Genomic DNA, 19,012 nt, shown 5'->3' with positions numbered 1-19,012 from the left:
TTACCATCAGGGTAGGAAGAGGAATAGTCATGCTGAATAACCAGAGCATCACCATTACTGAAACCAATTGCAAATTGACGCAAGGGATCAGATATTGTTGATAGGGTCGTAATGCTTACATTGGCCGGTACATTGATCTGTTCCGCTTTAATCACACTACCATTAAGGGTGTTGAAAAAGACGACTTCTCCCTGATCTGATACGCGAACGCCTATTTCTGCTTGTTCTTCCATCGACAGGTACAGCGTTTTCCCCGTGCCGGGAACCGCATAGTTTTCAACTGCCTGATCATTTTTCTGCCATGGTTCCACATGGGCAGATTGGAATAGTGGCATTACTTCATAGAGTAAGTAGAAAAAAATCAACACAATCGCAACAATGACGCTAATACCGCCAAAGGCAATTCCGCCGCAAGCCAGCTTATCCTTCAGCGCACGAAATTTGCGCATCCGCAGTTGGGCCGGTGTGTTGAAATCTATTTGAGGAGCAGATGTGTTTTCAATACTCATGGGGAATTTAGTCCTGATGGATCCATGATAACAGTGGCAACAGGATAGGTAATAAATGTGACATTTATGTTACAGATCAGCATAAACTGAAAAAGGGAGTGCCTGTCGGCACTCCCTGATGTGGCTGATGTAGCCGTCTGTAGTATTCTTTTGCTACAACGTGCAGTCCAGCTCGTTATTACAGGCCCAGATCGGCCATCTGCTTCTCAACCACTTTAGCCGGTAGAGGGATATAGCCATCCTTTACAACGACCTCCTGACCTACCTTAGCCAGTACCATTTTCAGGAACTCGGCTTCCATTGGAGGAAGCGCGGCGCCAGGCTTTTTGTTAACATAAACATATAAGAAGCGAGACAGCGGGTAAGCACCGTTGACGGCATTTTCCGGTGTCGCTTCTACAAACGCACTTCCTTCTTTCTTAGCCAGTGGCAGAGCGCGAACGGAAGATGTTTTGTAACCGATACCCGAGTAACCGAGACTGTTTAAGGACGTTGAAACCGACTGTACAACAGAAGCAGAACCCGGCTGTTCGTTTACGTTGTTTTTGAAATCGCCTTTACACAGTGCTTTGCTTTTAAAGTAACCATAAGTACCGGATACTGAGTTACGGCCGAATAGCTGTAAACTCTTATCAGCCAAAGCACCCTCAACTCCGACCTGGCCCCAAGTCGATACATCTTCAGCAGCGCCGCATTTTCGGGTAGATGAGAAAATAGCGTCAACCTGCTGTATAGACAGGCCTTTAATGGGGTTATCTTTATGTACAAAAACAGCTAATGCATCGATGGCAACAGCAACCGGTGTTGGTTTATAACCGTATTTTTTCTCGAATGACTCAATTTCTTTATCTTTCATTTTACGTGACATAGGCCCCATGTTGGCGGTGCCTTCAGTCAGGGCTGGAGGAGCAGTAGATGACCCTGCTGCCTGAATTTGCACATTGACGTTTGGATAAACACGCTTGAACTCTTCAGCCCACAATGTCATCAGGTTGGCGAGTGTGTCAGAACCAACGCTAGACAGGTTACCCGATACGCCAGCAGCTTTTGTATAAGTTGGCAGATTCGCGTCCAGCAAATCTGTAGCGTTTGCCGTCAGGCATGTTGCAGTCATTGCAACAGCCGCGAATAACGTCTTCATGGGTTTCATTATCAGCTCCAGAGAGATTATGTATTGGTTAAGTCAGATAGCCGTAATATAAGCAGAGTTTGTGACAATAATGTGACATCGCTGGCCAGCGTGTTAAAAAGCAGGCTAAAGTAAGGTGTGTATCGAAGGAAGATTCGCAGTTTTGCTGTTTGTACTTATACTCATGTGAGTATCAGGTGATCTTTGTGTGACTTTAGTCTAATTTTTCAGATAAACTCCAAGACTATTCAAAATAACAAATAAACGATCAAGAAAAATAATGAATACAAATAATTCAGATTTATCGCCCTGTGGTGAACTCACGCTAAAACTGCCAGCCAGTCATGCTGCCACCAATGTTTTTGGAGATGTTTACGGTGGCTGGGTATCGTCTCAGGCGGTATTGGCTGCTGAGATGCGTGCTGGTGGTGAAACCGCAGGTCGTGTCGCGACAGTGTCGATTGGTGGTATGGAGTTTATGTCACCCGTTTTGGTGGGGACGATTTTGAGTTTCTATACAGATGTGGTTGAAGCAGGGAACAGTTCTATCCGGATGAAGGTAGAGGTTTGGGGTCGTTGCCCGGATGGCCGCGCTATGCGTAAGGTGACAGAAACCGAATGTGTCCAGGTTGCCATTAATGATGACGGTCATATTCGCTCTTATGAATGAATGTTACCGACGCCAGACCAATAGTTGATTATTTGCCGGCATTTGAAAATCGTCAACTAACGACAGACCTTGATCACGTGCGAGGGTATCAACTGCTTCAAAATCGCGGATACCACTGGCAGGATCCCGGGCTTTCAACCACTGGTTGAACTGAGCATTGCTCGGGGAAGTGTAAGCGTTTTGATAGCGAAACGGGCCATAGACGAATAGGTACCCGTGTTTTTGTAACACTGAGCCTGCGCCTTTAAAAAAACTTTCGACCTCATTCCAGCTCATTATATGTAACGTATTGGCAGTGAAAACACCGTCATAGCGAGTTTCTGGCCAAGTCTGTCGAACATCAAGTTCTATTGGTGGTAATACACCACTGGATGCATATTGTTCGATATTGATCGCTAAAGCATCAAGGTATTGATCCTGATCTGATGGCTGCCATTGTAGATGGTTATGATGAGCACTCAAAAAAAGTGCATGCTGTCCTGAGCCGCTACCGACTTCCAGAATGCTTTTCTGGCTGGCCAGATAAACAGATAAGCTATCTGAAATAGGCTGTTTGTTGCGTTCACACGCTTCACTGTAATTGAGCATAGAGACCGTAATTATTATCGTTATAATGAATGTGGTAGCACGTAATACCTAAGACAAGCGAAAAAGAAAACAGTTTCGGATTGTCAGTTTAAAGCGTTTTAGTATAAAGAGTATTAGTTGATAAGCGGTTTATAGAAAGCGTTTATTTCCAGCATATCTTTGTCATAGTCACCGCTGGTTGTCATGAACTTTCCAATGCCGCCGCATTTATTTTTATAGTCTATAAATGCCAATGCAATAGGGACGTGCGCGCCATGAGCAATGTGATAGAAACCGCTTTTCCACTGTTTAACCCGCGCCCGGGTTCCTTCTGGCGCGATCATGATTCTCAGTTCCGGGAACTCTTTGAATTTAGCGATACTGGCCTCCACCATATTATTGGCATGTGAGCGGTCCACTGGAATACCACCCATCCAGCGCATTAAACCGCTGAACGGGAATTTGAAAATGCTTTGCTTGCCGATCCAATGCAGCTGAGTATCAAGAGACAAAGCCATCATCAAGCTGAGTGGCATATCCCAATTGCTCGTATGAGGCGCGCCAATCAACACACACTGTTTGATATCCTCAGGCATACTGCCTACGACTCTCCAGCCCAGTAGTTTAAGCATTATCCGTGAAAAGCCGCGCAGTAAAGGGCGGATAATCGGGGTAGTAAACATGGTAGTACGCATAGGCTTTTGCTGCATGGCAGGAAGAGTCCTTTATAAAAGATAGCATTTCTTATTATTAGCTTAAGAGAAGTATAGCGGGATAGATGAATAGGTGAGAACATTTACCTTACCAAACTGTATGCAGAAGCTGTATTTATGCTAAGACCAGTGAAATGAAACGATAAAAAATGACAAATATACTCTCCTTAATCAGAACAAATTGGGCGGTAATTTCACTGCTTATCCTGACCGTTATTACGTTACTGTCTTTATGGCCTGCTGATCAGTTACCCAACGTGCCGGGTACAGATAAAACGCATCATTTCATCGCCTACGCTGCGCTGATGTTCCCTGTGGCATTGCGGCAGCATAAATATTGGCTCGTTATTGGCTTAGTCTTCATAGGCTGGAGCGGTGCTATCGAGCTTATTCAACCGTATGTTAACCGCTATGGCGAGTGGCTGGATATGCTGGCCAATAGTGGCGGGGTTGTGTGTGGGGCTCTATTGGCATATCTGGCCAGATTGCTGTTAAAACCTCACGGGAAACTTGCGGAGTAATTTCCTCTTTCGAGGGTAAAGGTATTTGCTTCGCCAAAAACCGCTTTCTAATTCAAAGCATATCCAAAGGCGACCCCGCTGTTGGGTCTGCTTCGCCGACTTCCCTGCGTTTCTCGCCTGACAATAGCAATACGTGTTCCCAATGGTTTGCTCGATAGTGAATTTGGAGCCTAAACAGGCTCCAGTTTTGCAAATCCCAATACCAGCCACTTCATACCGACATTCTCGAAGTTTACCTGTACCCGGGCTTTTGGGCCGCTGCCTTCGCAGTTCAGGACGGTGCCTTCGCCGAAGCTTTGATGGCGTACTTGTTGGCCGATATGTAACTTTGGTGTGTCATCATCCAGTTGAACGGAGTTCGGGCTAAATAAGCTGTTGGATGAGCTATTATAATTATTATTAGAGGTCATCGGGCGGCTGATGCTGGCGTTCAGGCGCACCTCTTCAATCACATCAGAAGGAATCTCCTGAATAAAGCGAGAGGGGCGGTTAAAGGTTTCCTGGCCATGCATACGCCGTGATTCAGCGTAAGTAAGAAATAGCTTTTGCATGGCGCGTGTAATGCCGACGTAACAGAGGCGTCGCTCTTCTTCCATTCGCCCTGGCTCTTCTGCCGACATCTTGTGAGGGAACAGGCCCTCTTCCATGCCACCCAGAAAAACCAATGGAAACTCCAGCCCTTTGGCGGAGTGTAGGGTCATTAGCTGAACGCTGTCCTGATGATCAGCGGCTTGCGCATCCCCGGCATCGAGTGCGGCCTGATCGAGAAAAGCAGACAGCTCATTGACGTTTTCTTCTTCCGGGCTGGCGACCCATTGGCCGCTGAACTGTTTGGCGGCGTTAATCAGCTCTTCAAGGTTCTCTAAGCGGGACTGCGCTTTTTCACCTTTCTCTTTTTTGTGGTGATCGATCAAACCACTGAGTTGTATGGCGTGGTCGGTTTGTTCGTGTAGTTCTGTGCCTGTGCTATCAGTCTCGATCTGGTTGACCAGGTCGAGAAATAGCTGCAGGGCAGTCAGCGCTCGATTGGGTAATTTTTTATATTCGACAACTTTATTGGCGGCACGCCACATCGAGATATTTTCGTTTCTCGCCTGTTCTCGAATAACGTCGATGGTGCGAGTGCCGATACCACGTGTTGGCACGTTGATAATACGCTCCATGGCGGTGTCATCTTCGCGGTTAGCAACCAGACGCAGATAAGCCAGCGCGTTTTTGATCTCCAGTCGATCGTAGAAGCGGTGGCCGCCATAAATTTTGTAGGGGATACCACTGCGAATCAGGGCTTCCTCAAGTACCCGTGATTGGGCATTGGATCGATACAGAATGGCTGATTCAGCACGCATATTACCTTGATCGATCCACTTCTGAATTTGCCCGACAATAAAGCGCGCTTCGTCCTGTTCGTTGAAGGCAGCATATAGACTGATATTTTCGCCTTCTTTACCTTCACTCCAGAGCTCTTTGCCTAAACGTCCACGGTTGTTTTGGATAACGGCGTTAGCGGCTTTGAGTATGGTTTGTGTCGAGCGATAGTTTTGCTCAAGGCGAATCGTATCGGCACCGGGAAAATGCTCAGGCAGGTTCTGGATATTCTCGATGCGCGCGCCACGCCAGCCGTAAATCGATTGGTCATCATCACCAACGGCCATCAGTTTACGATCATTACCACACAGCAGGCGTAACCAGGCATATTGAATGGCATTGGTGTCTTGAAACTCATCAACCAGCAGGTAGCGAAAACGCTCCTGATAATGGCGCAGTAGCGTTGGACTGTGGTCGCGTAGTAATTCAAGGCAACGTAACAGCAGCTCACCGAAATCGATCATGCCGCCGCGCTCGCAGGCTTCTTCATACGCTTCATACAGGCGGATCATGATGGCATCGTGCGGGTCGCCGGTTCGCTCAATGTGGCGGCTGCGCAAACCTTCATCTTTCTGGGCGTTGATGTACCACTGAAACTGACGCGCAGGCCAGCGGGTATCATCCAGGTTCATCTCTTTGCAGAGGCGCTTTATCAGGCGCAGCTGATCTTCACTGTCCATGATCTGAAAATTTTCGTTTAAACCGGCATCTCGCCAGTGTGCACGCAACAATCTGTGAGCCAGGCCATGGAAAGTTCCTACCCACATGCCATTGGGATTAACACCCAGCAGTGTTTCAATACGGCCACGCATTTCACGCGCCGCCTTGTTAGTGAAGGTCACTGCCATGATGGAGTATGGGGACATCCCCTCTGTTTGCACCAGCCAGGCGATACGGTGCACCAGTACACGAGTTTTGCCTGAGCCGGCGCCAGCCAGAATCAGTAAATTTTGTACGGGTGCCGTCACTGCATTTCGCTGTGCGTCGTTTAAACCATCAATTATTGCTGTTACATCCATCAGTACGGGTGCTTTCTCTATGTCGTTCAGTGAAGCGCAACTGCCCTGTGTTTAACTGGGCAGGCTCGAAGGGGTAGCGATACGTTGCTCTAGTATGCGCTTGAGCTCATCGGGGTCTTTAATCACCATGTCGCCACTTTGGCGACCGGCTTGTTCGACACCGCAAGCCGGAATCAGTCGTGACAGCCAGAAGCGCATGGCAGCGGTTCGCGTTAGCTGAGGCCAGGCTTTATATTCATCTGGCGTAAACGGTCTTTCTGCATGATACGATTTTAGCAGTGCTTGTTCGCGAGCTGGATCCACTTTGCCATCGGGCAGGGTGCACCAGTCATTTGCGACAATCGCCAGATCAAATAATAAAAAGGCGGTTGCGGCATTATAAACGTCAAGAATGGCAGAAACCTGGTTGCCTTCAAACAGCGCATTGTCGTGGAACATATCGCCATGAATCGTTCCCATGGGAAGCCCCCAGGGCTGCTCACGCAATTCATCAAATAAACGCACTTCCTGAGCGAGTAATTCTCCATCTTCTTTACTCAGGTAACGCTGAATATTCTGGCTCTCGCGTCGCCACCAGAATACACCGCGGTGGGCTTGTCGGCGAAGATAGAAGTTTTCTGAGGCCAGATGAAATTTGGCTAAATGCGTGCCGATAGAAGCACAATGCTCGGGGCTGAGGTCGGCTTGTGCGACATGATGACCGGTAAACCGGGGTTGTAATAATGCCGGTCGATTATGCAGTTTTTTCAGAGCTATGCCGTTACGGTCTTTATAGGGGAAAGGAACCGGAATCTGCCGTTCTGCCAGCCAGGTGGTCAGTTCCACAAAAAAAGGCATATCGTCCATGCTAAACTCTTCAAAGACTGTCAGCACATAGTCTTTATGCTGATTGTTTTGTTCGAGCGTGACAAAGTAATTGGTATTCTCAATACCGCCTTCAATACCTTTGTACGAGACCAACTGGCCCAGATCAAACTGAGCCAGCAAGTTAGTCATGTCATCTTGCGAAAGTTGTGTATATACGGCCACGTGATTACCAGCGAAAAATAACCCATTTAGGGATCAGGAGTGTTGATGTTTCAATACGAACCATAGGTCCATGTCCCTCTGAAGGGACAAGATAGTAGGGTTTACCAACAGAAGGCACAACTTTGATTTCTTGTAGCTCACCATTGATACGGTATTCATAATAAGTGGTATCATCCTGATGACGAATACTAATATCTGGTTGGCCTTCTTCAGGGTCGCCCGGTAATCCTGCGGCAAAAGCGGTAACTGACATCAATAGCGTCAGTATTATCAGTAAATGTTTATTCATTCTTCCATACCCATTGGTTTGGTCGTGCCATTTTTACTATGATTGTGATCCCGGACACCTGCTCTGTAAAGTATCCCGGGTAACTAACTGACGGATTGATAATGATTCAGCAAGCAGCTCCCCTTATTTTAGTCGACGGTTCATCTTATTTATACCGTGCATTTTTTGCCTCACAACAGGCGGATTTAAGAACCAGTGATGGCGTGCCAAGTGGCGCTGTGCGTGTTGTCACGTCGATGTTACGTAGTTTGATTAATCAATATCCTGAAAGCCGTATCGCCGTTATTTTTGATGCTAAGGGCAAGACTTTCCGGGATGAGATTTTTGCTGAATATAAATCGCATCGCCCGCCCATGCCAGATGATCTTCGATTACAAATTGAGCCTATACATAAGATTATCCGTGCGATGGGCTTGCCATTGATCGTAGAGGATGGGGTAGAAGCGGATGATGTCATTGGCACGATGGCGCTACAGGCGACTCAACAGGGCTGCGATATTCTGATTTCGACCGGTGATAAGGATATGGCTCAGTTAGTCAATCAGCATGTAACGCTGATTAACACTATGACCAATACGGTAATGGATGCGGAGGGGGTTAAAGAAAAGTACGGCATCCATCCTCACCTGATTATCGATTTTCTGGCATTAGTAGGTGATAAAAGTGACAACATCCCGGGTGTTCCTGGTGTTGGAGAGAAAACGGCACTCGCCATGCTGCAGGGCATCGGGGGCATCTCTTCGCTTTATGAGCGTTTGGATGATATCGCTGCATTGGGGTTTCGCGGATCTAAAACCATGGCAAAAAAACTGCAGGATCATCGTGAAGCTGCCGAGTTATCCTACTTATTAGCAACGATTAAGACAGATGTGCCTCTTGATTTCGAACTGTCGGATATTAAGCATCCAAAGCAGGATAAAGACAAATTACTGGAACTGTTTTCGGCATATGAGTTTCGTGGTTGGGTAAAAGAGTTGGAAGAAGGCATTGACGCGGTAGCAGCAGAAAAAGCAGCGGTAGCCGCGATGCCAGACGTACCGCAAAGCGTAAACTATCAGGTGATTACCGAGCAGGCCGAATTGGATCGCTGGCTTGATAAGCTAAAAGCCGCTGGTCTTTTTGCCTTTGATACAGAAACAGACCGGCTGGATTATATGGAAGCCGAGCTGGTGGGTGTTTCTTTTGCCGTGCAGGCAGGAGAGGCCGCGTACGTGCCTTTAGCACATGATTATGTAGGTGCGCCGGTTCAGCTGGATCGAAATGCAGTACTGGTGCAACTAAAGCCATTATTAGAAAGCGAAACACATAAAAAAGTAGGTCAGCACATTAAGTTCGATATGAATGTGCTGGCCCGGTATGACATCGAATTAAAAGGTGTTGCGTTTGATACGATGCTTGAGTCCTATGTGTTGAACTCAGTGGCTACCCGACATGATATGGATAGTCTTGCGCAAAAATATCTGGGTGTTAAAACCGTTACCTTTGAAGAGATTGCCGGCAAGGGAAAAAAACAACTGACGTTTAATCAGGTCGATCTCGAACAGGCGGGGCCTTACGCTGCGGAAGATGCTGATATCACGTTACGTTTACATCAGGCTTTGAATGCCAGGTTATCCACAGAGGCATCGCTCACGAGTGTGCTTGAGCAGATCGAGATACCGTTAATTCCAGTGCTTTCAAAAATTGAACGCCATGGCGCTATGGTTGATGCCAGTTTATTGGGTAAGCAGAGCATTGAAATTGAGCAGCGTCTCGCAGAACTTGAGCGTGAAGTGCATGAGTTAGCCGGTGAGGTATTTAACCTGGCGTCGCCTAAGCAACTGCAGGTGATCTTGTTTGAAAAAATGCAGTTACCCGTGCGTAAAAAGACACCAAAAGGTGTGCCCTCGACAGCAGAAGAGGTTCTTCAGGAGCTGGCGTTGGAATATCCACTCCCCAAGTTACTGCTCGAGCATCGCAGCCTGAGCAAGCTGAAGTCGACCTATACCGACAAACTACCATTGATGATTAACAAGCGTACCGGGCGTATTCATACCTCGTATCATCAGGCAATTACCGCCACCGGGCGCCTCTCCTCTACTGATCCGAATTTACAGAATATACCGGTAAGAACAGCAGAAGGGCGACGTATTCGTCATGCTTTTGTCGCGCCTGAGGGCTATCAGTTGGTAGCCGCCGATTATTCCCAAATCGAATTACGTATCATGGCGCACCTTTCCGGGGATAAGGGCTTATTAAAGGCGTTTTCATTGGGAGAAGATATCCACAAAGCAACAGCGGCCGAAGTATTCAATACAGAGTTGAGTCAGGTGACGGCAGATCAGCGTCGTAGTGCTAAAGCGATCAACTTCGGCTTAATCTATGGCATGTCTGCGTTTGGTTTAGCTAAGCAGTTAGGCATCGGCCGAAACGAAGCTAAGCAGTACATCGAGCATTATTTTGCTACTTACCCCGGGGTGCAGAATTATATGGAAGAGATCCGCGAGAAAGCCAAATCGCAGGGGTATGTTGAAACGGTATATGGACGCCGTTTATACCTGCCAGCGATAAATGCCAGTAATGCAATCCAGCGTCAGGCAGCAGAACGCACGGCAATCAATGCACCTATGCAGGGAACCGCCGCAGATATTATTAAGCGTGCAATGATCAAGGTTGACCAATGGCTGCCCGGGAGTGGTTTTGATGCTTGTATGATTATGCAGGTGCATGATGAATTAGTCTTTGAGGTGCGTACCGGGCAGGTAGAAGAATTTAAGGAACGGATATCAGAGCAGATGCAGTTTGCCGCCGAGCTGGATGTTCCTTTGATTGTTGAGGCTGGAAGCGGCGAAAACTGGGAGCAGGCGCATTAAGTTTTAAAAAAAGTACTTTTTTTGAACAATCGGGGAACTTAAATGAAAATTAAGTGGTCACTATAATACACATCATAAAAGTTCCCCTTTTTTAGTACTGTGTACGTGCAAGTACCCTGGTACAGATGTGTGGGTTTATAGCAGAAATTTGCCCCAGACAAAACCCTCCCCCTTCAGGGTTTTGTCTGGGGATTTATTTTGTTTCGCTACATGCTTAGCTGTAGAGGCTTAGCTTTCTTCTGATTCATCTTCGTATTCGTCAAACCCTTGGGATAACCATTCATCTAAGCGTGCGCTCAGCGTGTCGATACCGGTTCGCTTTAACGCTGAAAAAGACTGAATAGTCACTTTATCGCCCAACAGAGCAGTTAACTCTTTACGCAGCGAAAGCAAGGTTGATTGAGCCGGGCCTCTTTTGAGTTTGTCTGCTTTAGTCAATAACACATGTAAAGGCACGTGTGTTGACTGGCACCATTCGACCATCATCAGGTCGAACTCTTTCATTGGGTGGCGAATATCCATGACAAGAACCACACCTTTAAGACTGGCGCGCTGCTGTAGATACTGGTCAAGATGCTTTTGCCAGTGTTCTTTCATGGCGATAGGTACCTTGGCATAACCATAGCCAGGTAGATCGACCAGCCGAAGCCCTTCGATATTAAGATCAAAAAAGTTGATCAGTTGCGTTCTTCCCGGTGTTTTTGACGTCCGGGCAAGCTTGCTGTTATTCGTCAGAGCATTAATAGCACTTGATTTTCCCGCATTGGAACGTCCCGCAAACGCAACTTCTGCTCCGCTATCATCTGGACACTGGCTCAATTTATCGGCACTGATCGAAAAACGAGCAGCGTTATAATGGATAGAATTCACGTTAGCAGTCATAGACTTTAGGTTACCTAAAGGGATTGGTTCTATATTAACCGTTCCAGTTTGTGTGGATATTAAGTTATAATGCCGCCAAATTTTACCCTTGAACAGAGTCTAGCTCTAGTAGCAGGGCATAATAAAGATTTCCGGTTTGTCTTGAGGTTATTGACTAATTTCAAGATAAACATCCATTTTTCTGAATGACAAGAGTCTGAGTTCATTATGAATAAACTACTGATCGGCTTACTGTTAACCTTAGGTATCACTGGTGTAGCAAATGCAGCAGGTGATGCGGCAGCGGGGCAGGGAAAAACAGCAGTCTGTGCCGCATGTCACAGTGCAGATGGTAACAGTGCAATTGCAAATTTCCCGAAACTAGCAGGTCAGAATGAAACCTATCTAGTTAAACAGATGAAAGATATTAAATCAGGCTCGCGTCCTGTCGTAGAGATGACTGGCTTGCTGGACAACCTGAGCGATCAGGATCTGGAAGATATTGCGGCGTATTTTTCTGGTAAAGCTATTCAGGGCGGTAAGGTTGCTCAAGATCAGCTAGAACTGGGTCAGCAGATTTATCGTGCTGGTTTAGCTAAGAAAGGTGTTCCTGCATGTACTGCTTGTCATGCGGCCGATGGTAAAGGTATGTCTGCTGCAGGGTTCCCTGCTCTGTCTGGTCAGCATGCGGCCTATGCTGAAAAACAGCTGAAAGATTTTCGGGTTGCTGCGCGTAATAACGATCCGCAGGCGATGATGCGTGATATCGCGGCTAAACTGAGCGATGTTGAGATCAAAGCGGTTTCCAGCTACGTTCAGGGCTTGTATTAATATCCGGGCCTTTTTGATAATTAAGGCAGCTTAGGCTGCCTTTTTTAATTCTCAGGAATAGATGAACCCTTTGGTTCGTTTATGGTCTGACTGAAAAATCTGAAAATTAATTGGAGAGTGGGTATGTGGAAGGCGTTATTGTCTGTTTTGTTAGTATTAGGTCTGAGCACAACGGCTTCGGCAGCAGAAGATTACGAAGCGGGAAAGCATTTTGTAGAGTTGCCGTTTGCTGTTAAGACTGCCGACCCTGCGAAAATTGAAGTGACGGAGCTGTTTGGTTACCCATGTCCACATTGTAATAGTTTCGAGCCGATGCTGGCTGCATGGCATAAGCAGCAGTCTGAGCAGGTTGATTTTCAGCGGATACCCGTAGTTTTTGGTCGTAGCTGGGAGCCGCTGGCGCGTGCTTATTACACGGCTGAGCTGTTAAATAGTGTAGAAAAAACGCATCAGCCTATGTTTGATGCCATTCATCTACAGAAAAAACGTTTCAGAAATATGGATGACCTTGCTGACTATTATGCCGAGATGGGCATTGATCGTGCGCTATTTGAGAAAACCTACGGATCGTTTGCGGTGAATACGAAAATGAACCAAGGTGAATCAAAAGTTCGTGGTTATCAAGTAGACGGTGTGCCATCGCTGGTGGTTAATGGTAAGTATCGAGTAACAGCGGCGATGGCTGGTGGACAAAAGCAGATGCTGGATGTGGTTAACTACTTAGTCGCTAAAGAGCAAGCAGAGCTAGCGAAATAAGTGTATTGGAGTTGATGAAAAGCCGCCCGAATGAGGCGGCTTTTTCATAGATGCTTACTGTGCAAGGTGAATTCTTTGAACTAAGATTAACTTGTTAATCATTAACAGATGGAAATATGTGGTGAGCAAGGAATCAACCGACTGGAAAAAGAAATATAAAGACGCGGCGTTGGAGATTGATGCTCTGGAAAAGAGTCAGGATAATGATCAGCTTCGTTTGGCTGTTTCTCATTTGACGCTCGGCCTTCAGGGGCAGTCGTCTGATCTGGATCATGAATTGACCTTGCTTCGCAGCACCTTAAATGGTCTTAGTTCACCTCCGCCATCCCGGGGTGTTGTTACTAATTTAGGAAAGCATATTCGTAAACTGGACCAGTCCAGAGAGAAGATCGCTACGGCTATTACAAAAATAGTTCTTGAGTGGATTTCTCAGCTGAAAAGTCATGTTTCAGCCACCTCTTCAGAGTTTGAGGCTCTGCTTAAATTAGAGTGCCTGGTTGCTGAGTCTGTTGAGTCTATCTATAAATTCCCTTCGTTACTAAAACGCCTGGTGTCATTGCAAGCAGCGGTGTTTGCTTCAGAAAAGTCTGAATTGAGTACAGTTAACAGCCAAAAGCCTGCTGATATAGACCTGTCTCTTATTGGTGTTGAGCTCATACAGTTGATTCATTCGTTAAATTTGACGCGCGAAGACCGGCAGGAAGCGAATGCTTTAGTTGGCCGCATTAAAGAAGGGTTGGTGTTAGAGGCCTTGTCAGAAGTTTTAGCCAATGTAGTGATACTGGCTCAACTGGCTGCAGCCACTAATAACGAGGATTTTGAAAACTATCTGATTACGCTTAATACCCAGTTGGTCGAAGTACAGGGTTTTTTGCACGAAAGCCATAGTGAGCAAATGGTTTCAGGTGAAGCGCATAAGCAGTTAGATGAACGAGTCAGGCAGGATGTAACGACCATTAGTAAAGCTGTGAAAGATTCCCGCGATCTGGGTGAATTAAAGATGTCCGTTTCGTCTCAGCTTGCCGGTATCGTTCGTGTAATGGATGATTTTAAACGTGGTGAGGAGGAGCGTGATGGGCGGCTTCAAGAGCGTTATGATGCCCTTATGCTGCATGTCGCGGAGATGGAAGAGGAAACCGGACGTGTCAAAGCTCATATGGAAGAAGAGCGTTTAAAAGCGAGAACAGATGCATTGACCGGATTGCCTAACCGAGCCGCCTATGATGATCATTTAGACAAAGAGTTTGAGCGCTGGGCACGTTACCAGCAGGGGTTTTCGGTAGCCATCGGTGATTTGGATTTCTTTAAACGCATCAATGATACCTATGGGCACTTGGCCGGGGATAAGGTTTTACGCTTGATTTCCCGCGTTCTGACGAAGAATTTGCGAGGCTCTGATTTTGTTGCGCGCTTTGGTGGTGAAGAGTTTGTTATTCTTATGCCCTCAACGCAAGCCGAAGAGGGCGCCAAAGCGATTGAAAAATTACGTGAATCTATCAGCAAAAGTCCTTTTAATTTTCATGGTCAGCCGGTGACGATTACCATGTCTTTTGGGGTGACAGAGACGCGGCAATCGGATACCAAAGATGCGCTTTTTGATCGGGCTGATGCCGCGCTTTATAAGGCGAAACAAGAAGGCCGAAATCGTGTTTGTATCGGCTAATGCTTTACCTATCGAGCCGGAACGGGCACACTTGAGCCGCTGATTTACCTCTGTATTTATAGGATTTTTCTCCGGTGCGACGTCTCTCCCGAAGTTTGAAAATAGCTCATACTATTATTCGTTTTCGTCTTGATACTTTCTTTGACGATCTATCATTGCCGTGGTATCTGAGAATACTCCTTTATTTAATGCCGTGGCGGTACTTTATCAAAGCGACACAGCCAAGAGGTGCGCGTCTGCGTTTGGCGTTAGAGTCACTAGGCCCTGTGTTTATCAAGTTCGGTCAGATGCTATCGACACGCAGAGACCTGTTGCCGGATGACATTGCCAATGAATTAAAGCGATTACAGGATGACGTTCCACCTTTTTCAGGGGCTCAGGCGCAACAGATTATTGAAAAGTCGCTCGGCAAGCCGGTTTCTGAGTTGTTCGCTGCTTTCAATGTTAAGCCTCTTGCATCTGCTTCGGTCGCACAGGTTCATGAAGCCACCTTAGTGGATGGTCGCGAAGCGGTTGTTAAGGTTATTCGTCCAGGGATAGTCAAAACCATCAAAAAAGATGTGGCGCTTTTGTATACCTTGGCACATTTAGTTCATGCTGCCTGGCAGGAAGGGCGCCGGCTCCGGCCGGTAGAAGTTGTTGCAGAGTATGAGCAAACGTTATTTGATGAATTAGATTTAAGAAAAGAAGCGGCAAACGGCTCACAACTGAAGCGTAATTTTGAAGATTCAGACATTCTCTATGTCCCAGAAATATACTGGGATCTGACACGTCAGAATGTTTTAGTCATGGAGCGCATCTATGGCATACCCGTCGCCGAGGTAGAAGAGCTTCGGGCGCAGGGAACCGATATGAAAATGCTGGCTGAGCGCGGCGTGGAGGTGTTTTTTACGCAAGTGTTCAGAGATAGCTTTTTTCATGCTGATATGCATCCCGGAAATATCTTCGTATCCCGTGATAACCCCGTTATGCCGCAATATATTGCGGTAGATTTCGGTATTATTGGTTCGCTTACTGCAGAGGATCAGAGTTATTTAGCGCGTAATTTCCTGGCCTTTTTTACCCGGGACTATCGACAGGTAGCGCAGTTGCATATTGATTCAGGCTGGGTGCCGGCTGAAACCAATGTGACGGCGTTTGAAACGGCTATTCGTAGTGTATGTGAGCCGATATTTAATAAGCCGTTGAAAGATATTTCTTTTGGCCAGGTACTGTTAGGTTTGTTTCAGACAGCACGTCGCTTCAATATGGAAGTGCAGCCGCAATTAGTACTACTTCAAAAAACCCTTCTGAATATCGAAGGTCTGGGAAGACAGTTGTATCCTGAGCTGGATTTGTGGCAGACCGGTAAGCCTTTCCTTGAATCATGGATGAAGGATCGGGTCGGTCCTAAAGCTGCCTATCGAACACTTAAGCAGCAAGTGCCTGATTGGTTGGATAAAATGCCACTTATCCCGCAGCTGGCATTTGATACACTTCAGCAGATTAAGAATCAGCCATCCCAAAGCCGTTTAGCGATGTCTGCGCAGATCAAACAGGATGAGGCCCGGCAAAGTAAACTGAGTCGAAAAAGGCTGATTGGGGTGGGTTGTATTATTGCTGCTTTATGGTTTGGTCATGAACCAAGCCGCGATTGGATGGAGCAGCTCAGTTTAATCGGTTGGTTTATTGGCGGCTTGGGTGTTTATCTCTTTATCAATTAAGCAGTAATAGACCAGGATCAATATACAAGGTATCTGGGATGGAGCTTCACAGGATGATCCGGTATGCTTCATCTCCTTTGAAAGCGAACAGTTGTAATAGTGATGACAGATAGCTGGTTAGAACGTATAAAGTGGGATGAAAAAGGATTAATACCCGCCATTGCCCAAGATCATAAGACGGGGCGGGTTTTGATGGTCGCCTGGATGAATCAGGAATCGTTGCGGCTAACGGTGGAAGAGCAGCGAGCTGTATACTGGTCACGTTCACGGCAGAAGCTATGGCGCAAAGGTGAAGAATCCGGACATGTTCAGACTCTGCATGAAGTGCGGCTAGACTGTGATAATGATGTGCTTGTGCTGCAAGTTGAGCAAAAAGGCGGTATTGCTTGTCATACAGGAAGAGAGAGTTGTTTCTTTAGTGTGTTACGTGATGGTAAATGGGTAGCTGAAGATCCTGTATTAAAAAATCCTGATGATATATATAAAGGGTAAATGTCTGATGAGTGAAGTGTTAACACAGTTAGGCAAGATTCTTGAAGAGCGGAAGAGTGCAGCGTCAGATACATCTTATGTGGCTAGTCTGCATGCAAAAGGTCTTAATAAAATATTAGAAAAAGTGGGCGAAGAGGCGGTAGAGACTATTATCGCCGCGAAAGATGCCAAACTTTCAGGTGATACGAGTGACCTGATATATGAAACTGCTGACTTGTGGTTCCATAGCTTAGTTATGCTGTCTCATTTGGGCGAACCCCCGCAGGCTGTTTTGAACGAGCTGGCGCGACGTTTTGATATGTCCGGTTTGGTTGAAAAAGAGTCGCGGAACAAGTCATAAAATTGCAATTAATGTGTGAGATGCATCGCCGGTAAGCGCGATAGTTATCGAGGAGAATTGATATGGGTTTTGGTGGAATCAGTATTTGGCAGCTAGTAATCGTGCTTGGTATTATTATTTTGCTGTTCGGCACTAAAAAACTTCGCAATATCGGTGGGGATTTGGGTAGTGCTGTAAAAGGGTTCAAGAAGGCGATTAAAGAAGAGCCGGAAGATGCAAAAAAAATTGAACAGCAAGAGAAAGATGCCGCTTTCGAAGAAGAAACTAAGCCTGCAGCAAAGCAGGAACACTCGACTGATCAAAAATAATCCGGATCTGTTGAATGTTTGATATCGGTTTTGCTGAAATATTATTAATCGGCGTGGTTGCGCTGATCGTGCTCGGGCCTGAGAAATTGCCTACGGCAGTGCGTGCTGTGGGCTTGTGGATAGGGCGTGCTAAAAGAGCTGTCTCCAGTATTCAGAGTGAAATATCAGAAGAGCTGCGTCTTGATGAGATGCGACGCACAGCATCAATTAAAAAAGAAGAGCTTGATAAAGAGTTGAGTGAGATGAAGCAGCCATTTAAGCAGGCTTTAAGTGAAGACTCGCCAATGGCTCAGTCTGTTGAGTCTCCGGTTTCTGAACCCATCGATACTTCCGATAAGGCAAGTAGCGGTAAAATTGAAAAACCAGCAAATGAGTAAGCAGCCAAGCGGGACTCCAGAGCAAGAGCAGACTTTAGTTTCGCATCTGGTAGAGTTGCGTCAGCGCATGATGCGCATACTGCTGATTGTATTAGCTGTATTTCTTTGTTTATTTTATTTTGCAAATGATCTGTATGAATACCTTTCGGCACCATTGACGGCTTTGTTGCCGGCAGGGACCAGTATGATTGCAACAGATGTCACCTCACCTTTTTTTGCACCGTTCAAATTAACATTAGTACTCGCCATCTTTATCGGTATCCCGTTTATCCTGCATCAGATATGGGGCTTTGTAGCACCTGGTTTGTATAATCATGAGAAGCGCCTGGCGACGCCGTTGCTGATTTCCAGTGTCTTACTCTTCTATGCGGGTGTTGCGTTTGCTTATTATGTGGTGTTCCCATTGATATTTGGCTTCTTTACCAGTGTGGGGCCTGAAAATGTTGCTGTTATGACAGATATCAGTAGTTATCTGAATTTTGTATTAAAGCTGTTTTTTGCTTTTGGTATTGTGTTCGAAATTCCTATAGCCACCCTGCTGCTGATTTGGTCTGGAGCAACAACGGCGAAAGACCTGACAGATAAGCGTGCTTACGTGCTGGTGTGTTGCTTTGTCGTTGGGATGCTGCTTACGCCGCCAGATGTTATCTCCCAGAGTTTGTTGGCAATACCTATGTGGTTGCTATTTGAGTTAGGCATTGTTCTGTCAAAAGTATTCGTTAAGAAAAATGAAGAAGATGATGATATTGATGAAGAGCTGGATGCTGCAATAGAAGATGATGAGGTTAATAGCCAAAAATCTTAAGTGCTTTTCTTAATAATAAGATATATCAAAGGCGCCCGAGTGGCGTCTTTGTTGTTTTTAGTATGTTTTTGGAATAATTTTCACTTTTTTAAGGTAAGGCTGTTGACTCCTTTCGGGGAGTCTGTAGAATGCGCACCTCTTCCCAAGGAGGCTGCCAAAAAGCAGCATTGAGAGGGGAAGATGCTGGTAGATAACGCCTTGATAATTAACATT

Annotated in this window: 19 protein-coding genes and 1 pseudogene; 12 read left to right on the top strand and 8 right to left on the bottom strand. The window is 46.3% G+C overall.

The annotated features are described in order from the left end of the window. Positions 1 to 509, bottom strand: a pseudogene (locus ABY436_RS12990) (phosphate ABC transporter permease); the annotation flags it as partial. 178 nt (positions 510 to 687) lie between these two features. Next, complete coding sequence (locus ABY436_RS12985; protein ID WP_372739389.1) at positions 688 to 1,659, bottom strand: PstS family phosphate ABC transporter substrate-binding protein; 972 nt, start codon at positions 1,657 to 1,659, stop codon at positions 688 to 690. 259 nt (positions 1,660 to 1,918) lie between these two features. Between ABY436_RS12985 and ABY436_RS12980 the strand changes: the two genes are divergently transcribed. Next, positions 1,919 to 2,308, top strand: a complete 390-nt coding sequence (locus tag ABY436_RS12980; protein WP_372739388.1) for an acyl-CoA thioesterase — start codon at positions 1,919 to 1,921, stop codon at positions 2,306 to 2,308. A gap of 3 nt (positions 2,309 to 2,311) precedes the next feature. On the opposite strand, the gene ABY436_RS12975 is transcribed toward ABY436_RS12980, so the two are convergent. Next, positions 2,312 to 2,896 (bottom strand): DUF938 domain-containing protein, encoded by a 585-nt coding sequence (locus tag ABY436_RS12975; protein WP_372739387.1) that lies wholly within the window; start codon positions 2,894 to 2,896, stop codon positions 2,312 to 2,314. Positions 2,897 to 3,009: 113 nt separating this feature from the next. Next, complete coding sequence (locus ABY436_RS12970) at positions 3,010 to 3,585, bottom strand: lysophospholipid acyltransferase family protein (protein ID WP_372739386.1); 576 nt, start codon at positions 3,583 to 3,585, stop codon at positions 3,010 to 3,012. Positions 3,586 to 3,737: 152 nt separating this feature from the next. On the opposite strand from ABY436_RS12970, the gene ABY436_RS12965 reads away from it, so the two are divergent. Continuing rightward, a complete protein-coding gene (locus tag ABY436_RS12965; RefSeq protein ID WP_372739385.1) occupies positions 3,738 to 4,109 on the top strand; it encodes a VanZ family protein in 372 nt (123 codons plus the stop codon). A gap of 170 nt (positions 4,110 to 4,279) precedes the next feature. Here the strand turns inward: ABY436_RS12965 and uvrD are convergent, their stop codons facing one another. From uvrD to ABY436_RS12950, 3 genes are read right to left on the bottom strand one after another with little or no spacing between them, the layout of a single operon-like run. Then, positions 4,280 to 6,493 (bottom strand): DNA helicase II, encoded by a 2,214-nt coding sequence (gene uvrD / locus ABY436_RS12960; RefSeq protein WP_372739384.1) that lies wholly within the window; start codon positions 6,491 to 6,493, stop codon positions 4,280 to 4,282. Positions 6,494 to 6,544: 51 nt separating this feature from the next. Then, the gene (locus ABY436_RS12955) at positions 6,545 to 7,522 is read right to left on the bottom strand and encodes a homoserine kinase (RefSeq protein WP_372739383.1); all 978 of its coding nucleotides are present in this window, start codon (positions 7,520 to 7,522) and stop codon (positions 6,545 to 6,547) included. Between the two features lie 4 nt (positions 7,523 to 7,526). Next, positions 7,527 to 7,811, bottom strand: coding sequence for a DUF2782 domain-containing protein (locus ABY436_RS12950; protein WP_372739382.1), 285 nt, complete (start codon positions 7,809 to 7,811; stop codon positions 7,527 to 7,529). A 101-nt stretch (positions 7,812 to 7,912) separates the two neighbouring features. Between ABY436_RS12950 and polA the strand changes: the two genes are divergently transcribed. Continuing rightward, positions 7,913 to 10,663, top strand: coding sequence for a DNA polymerase I (gene polA / locus ABY436_RS12945; protein WP_372739381.1), 2,751 nt, complete (start codon positions 7,913 to 7,915; stop codon positions 10,661 to 10,663). Positions 10,664 to 10,891: 228 nt separating this feature from the next. Here the strand turns inward: polA and yihA are convergent, their stop codons facing one another. Further along, positions 10,892 to 11,545: a ribosome biogenesis GTP-binding protein YihA/YsxC gene (yihA, locus tag ABY436_RS12940; protein WP_372739380.1), complete on the bottom strand. Its 654-nt coding sequence runs from the start codon at positions 11,543 to 11,545 to the stop codon at positions 10,892 to 10,894. A 207-nt stretch (positions 11,546 to 11,752) separates the two neighbouring features. On the opposite strand from yihA, the gene ABY436_RS12935 reads away from it, so the two are divergent. The 9 genes from ABY436_RS12935 to tatC all read left to right on the top strand — a co-directional run bounded on the left by ABY436_RS12935 (position 11,753) and on the right by tatC (position 18,799). Further along, the gene (locus tag ABY436_RS12935) at positions 11,753 to 12,355 is read left to right on the top strand and encodes a cytochrome c (RefSeq protein ID WP_372739379.1); all 603 of its coding nucleotides are present in this window, start codon (positions 11,753 to 11,755) and stop codon (positions 12,353 to 12,355) included. A 123-nt stretch (positions 12,356 to 12,478) separates the two neighbouring features. Beyond that, on the top strand, positions 12,479 to 13,111 hold the full coding sequence (locus ABY436_RS12930) for a thiol:disulfide interchange protein DsbA/DsbL (protein WP_372739378.1): 633 nt from the start codon (positions 12,479 to 12,481) through the stop codon (positions 13,109 to 13,111). Positions 13,112 to 13,232: 121 nt separating this feature from the next. Next, positions 13,233 to 14,774, top strand: coding sequence for a GGDEF domain-containing protein (locus ABY436_RS12925; protein WP_372739377.1), 1,542 nt, complete (start codon positions 13,233 to 13,235; stop codon positions 14,772 to 14,774). A 74-nt stretch (positions 14,775 to 14,848) separates the two neighbouring features. Next, positions 14,849 to 16,477 (top strand): ubiquinone biosynthesis regulatory protein kinase UbiB, encoded by a 1,629-nt coding sequence (gene ubiB / locus ABY436_RS12920; RefSeq protein WP_372739376.1) that lies wholly within the window; start codon positions 14,849 to 14,851, stop codon positions 16,475 to 16,477. 102 nt (positions 16,478 to 16,579) lie between these two features. Beyond that, on the top strand, positions 16,580 to 16,969 hold the full coding sequence (hisI, locus tag ABY436_RS12915; protein ID WP_372739375.1) for a phosphoribosyl-AMP cyclohydrolase: 390 nt from the start codon (positions 16,580 to 16,582) through the stop codon (positions 16,967 to 16,969). 7 nt (positions 16,970 to 16,976) lie between these two features. Further along, a complete protein-coding gene (locus ABY436_RS12910) occupies positions 16,977 to 17,309 on the top strand; it encodes a phosphoribosyl-ATP diphosphatase (protein ID WP_090730941.1) in 333 nt (110 codons plus the stop codon). A gap of 62 nt (positions 17,310 to 17,371) precedes the next feature. Next, the gene (gene tatA, locus ABY436_RS12905; RefSeq protein WP_372739374.1) at positions 17,372 to 17,617 is read left to right on the top strand and encodes a Sec-independent protein translocase subunit TatA; all 246 of its coding nucleotides are present in this window, start codon (positions 17,372 to 17,374) and stop codon (positions 17,615 to 17,617) included. Between the two features lie 14 nt (positions 17,618 to 17,631). Next, positions 17,632 to 17,994: a Sec-independent protein translocase protein TatB gene (tatB, locus tag ABY436_RS12900; protein WP_372739373.1), complete on the top strand. Its 363-nt coding sequence runs from the start codon at positions 17,632 to 17,634 to the stop codon at positions 17,992 to 17,994. Further along, the gene (tatC, locus tag ABY436_RS12895; RefSeq protein WP_372739372.1) at positions 17,987 to 18,799 is read left to right on the top strand and encodes a twin-arginine translocase subunit TatC; all 813 of its coding nucleotides are present in this window, start codon (positions 17,987 to 17,989) and stop codon (positions 18,797 to 18,799) included. The genes tatB and tatC overlap by 8 nt, the downstream gene beginning before the upstream one ends. Positions 18,800 to 19,012: the final 213 nt, after the last annotated feature.

This window comes from Neptunomonas sp., from assembly GCF_041601355.1.
Taxonomy (GTDB): Bacteria; Pseudomonadota; Gammaproteobacteria; order Pseudomonadales; family Balneatricaceae; genus Neptunomonas.
This window is presented reverse-complemented; position numbering and strand designations above follow the sequence as displayed.

What these genes read in the sequence shown, in the direction of transcription:
- uvrD (WP_372739384.1), bottom strand. Translation starts at nt 6,493, where the DNA reads ATGGATGTAACAGCAATAATTGATGGTTTAAACGACGCACAGCGAAAT.
- ABY436_RS12935 (WP_372739379.1), top strand. Translation starts at nt 11,753, where the DNA reads ATGAATAAACTACTGATCGGCTTACTGTTAACCTTAGGTATCACTGGT.
- tatC (WP_372739372.1), top strand. Translation starts at nt 17,987, where the DNA reads ATGAGTAAGCAGCCAAGCGGGACTCCAGAGCAAGAGCAGACTTTAGTT.
- ABY436_RS12980 (WP_372739388.1), top strand. Translation starts at nt 1,919, where the DNA reads ATGAATACAAATAATTCAGATTTATCGCCCTGTGGTGAACTCACGCTA.
- ABY436_RS12950 (WP_372739382.1), bottom strand. Translation starts at nt 7,811, where the DNA reads ATGAATAAACATTTACTGATAATACTGACGCTATTGATGTCAGTTACC.
- ABY436_RS12970 (WP_372739386.1), bottom strand. Translation starts at nt 3,585, where the DNA reads ATGCAGCAAAAGCCTATGCGTACTACCATGTTTACTACCCCGATTATC.
- ABY436_RS12930 (WP_372739378.1), top strand. Translation starts at nt 12,479, where the DNA reads ATGTGGAAGGCGTTATTGTCTGTTTTGTTAGTATTAGGTCTGAGCACA.
- ABY436_RS12975 (WP_372739387.1), bottom strand. Translation starts at nt 2,896, where the DNA reads ATGCTCAATTACAGTGAAGCGTGTGAACGCAACAAACAGCCTATTTCA.
- tatB (WP_372739373.1), top strand. Translation starts at nt 17,632, where the DNA reads ATGTTTGATATCGGTTTTGCTGAAATATTATTAATCGGCGTGGTTGCG.
- ABY436_RS12910 (WP_090730941.1), top strand. Translation starts at nt 16,977, where the DNA reads ATGAGTGAAGTGTTAACACAGTTAGGCAAGATTCTTGAAGAGCGGAAG.
- hisI (WP_372739375.1), top strand. Translation starts at nt 16,580, where the DNA reads ATGACAGATAGCTGGTTAGAACGTATAAAGTGGGATGAAAAAGGATTA.
- tatA (WP_372739374.1), top strand. Translation starts at nt 17,372, where the DNA reads ATGGGTTTTGGTGGAATCAGTATTTGGCAGCTAGTAATCGTGCTTGGT.
- yihA (WP_372739380.1), bottom strand. Translation starts at nt 11,545, where the DNA reads ATGACTGCTAACGTGAATTCTATCCATTATAACGCTGCTCGTTTTTCG.
- ABY436_RS12965 (WP_372739385.1), top strand. Translation starts at nt 3,738, where the DNA reads ATGACAAATATACTCTCCTTAATCAGAACAAATTGGGCGGTAATTTCA.
- ABY436_RS12985 (WP_372739389.1), bottom strand. Translation starts at nt 1,659, where the DNA reads ATGAAACCCATGAAGACGTTATTCGCGGCTGTTGCAATGACTGCAACA.
- polA (WP_372739381.1), top strand. Translation starts at nt 7,913, where the DNA reads ATGATTCAGCAAGCAGCTCCCCTTATTTTAGTCGACGGTTCATCTTAT.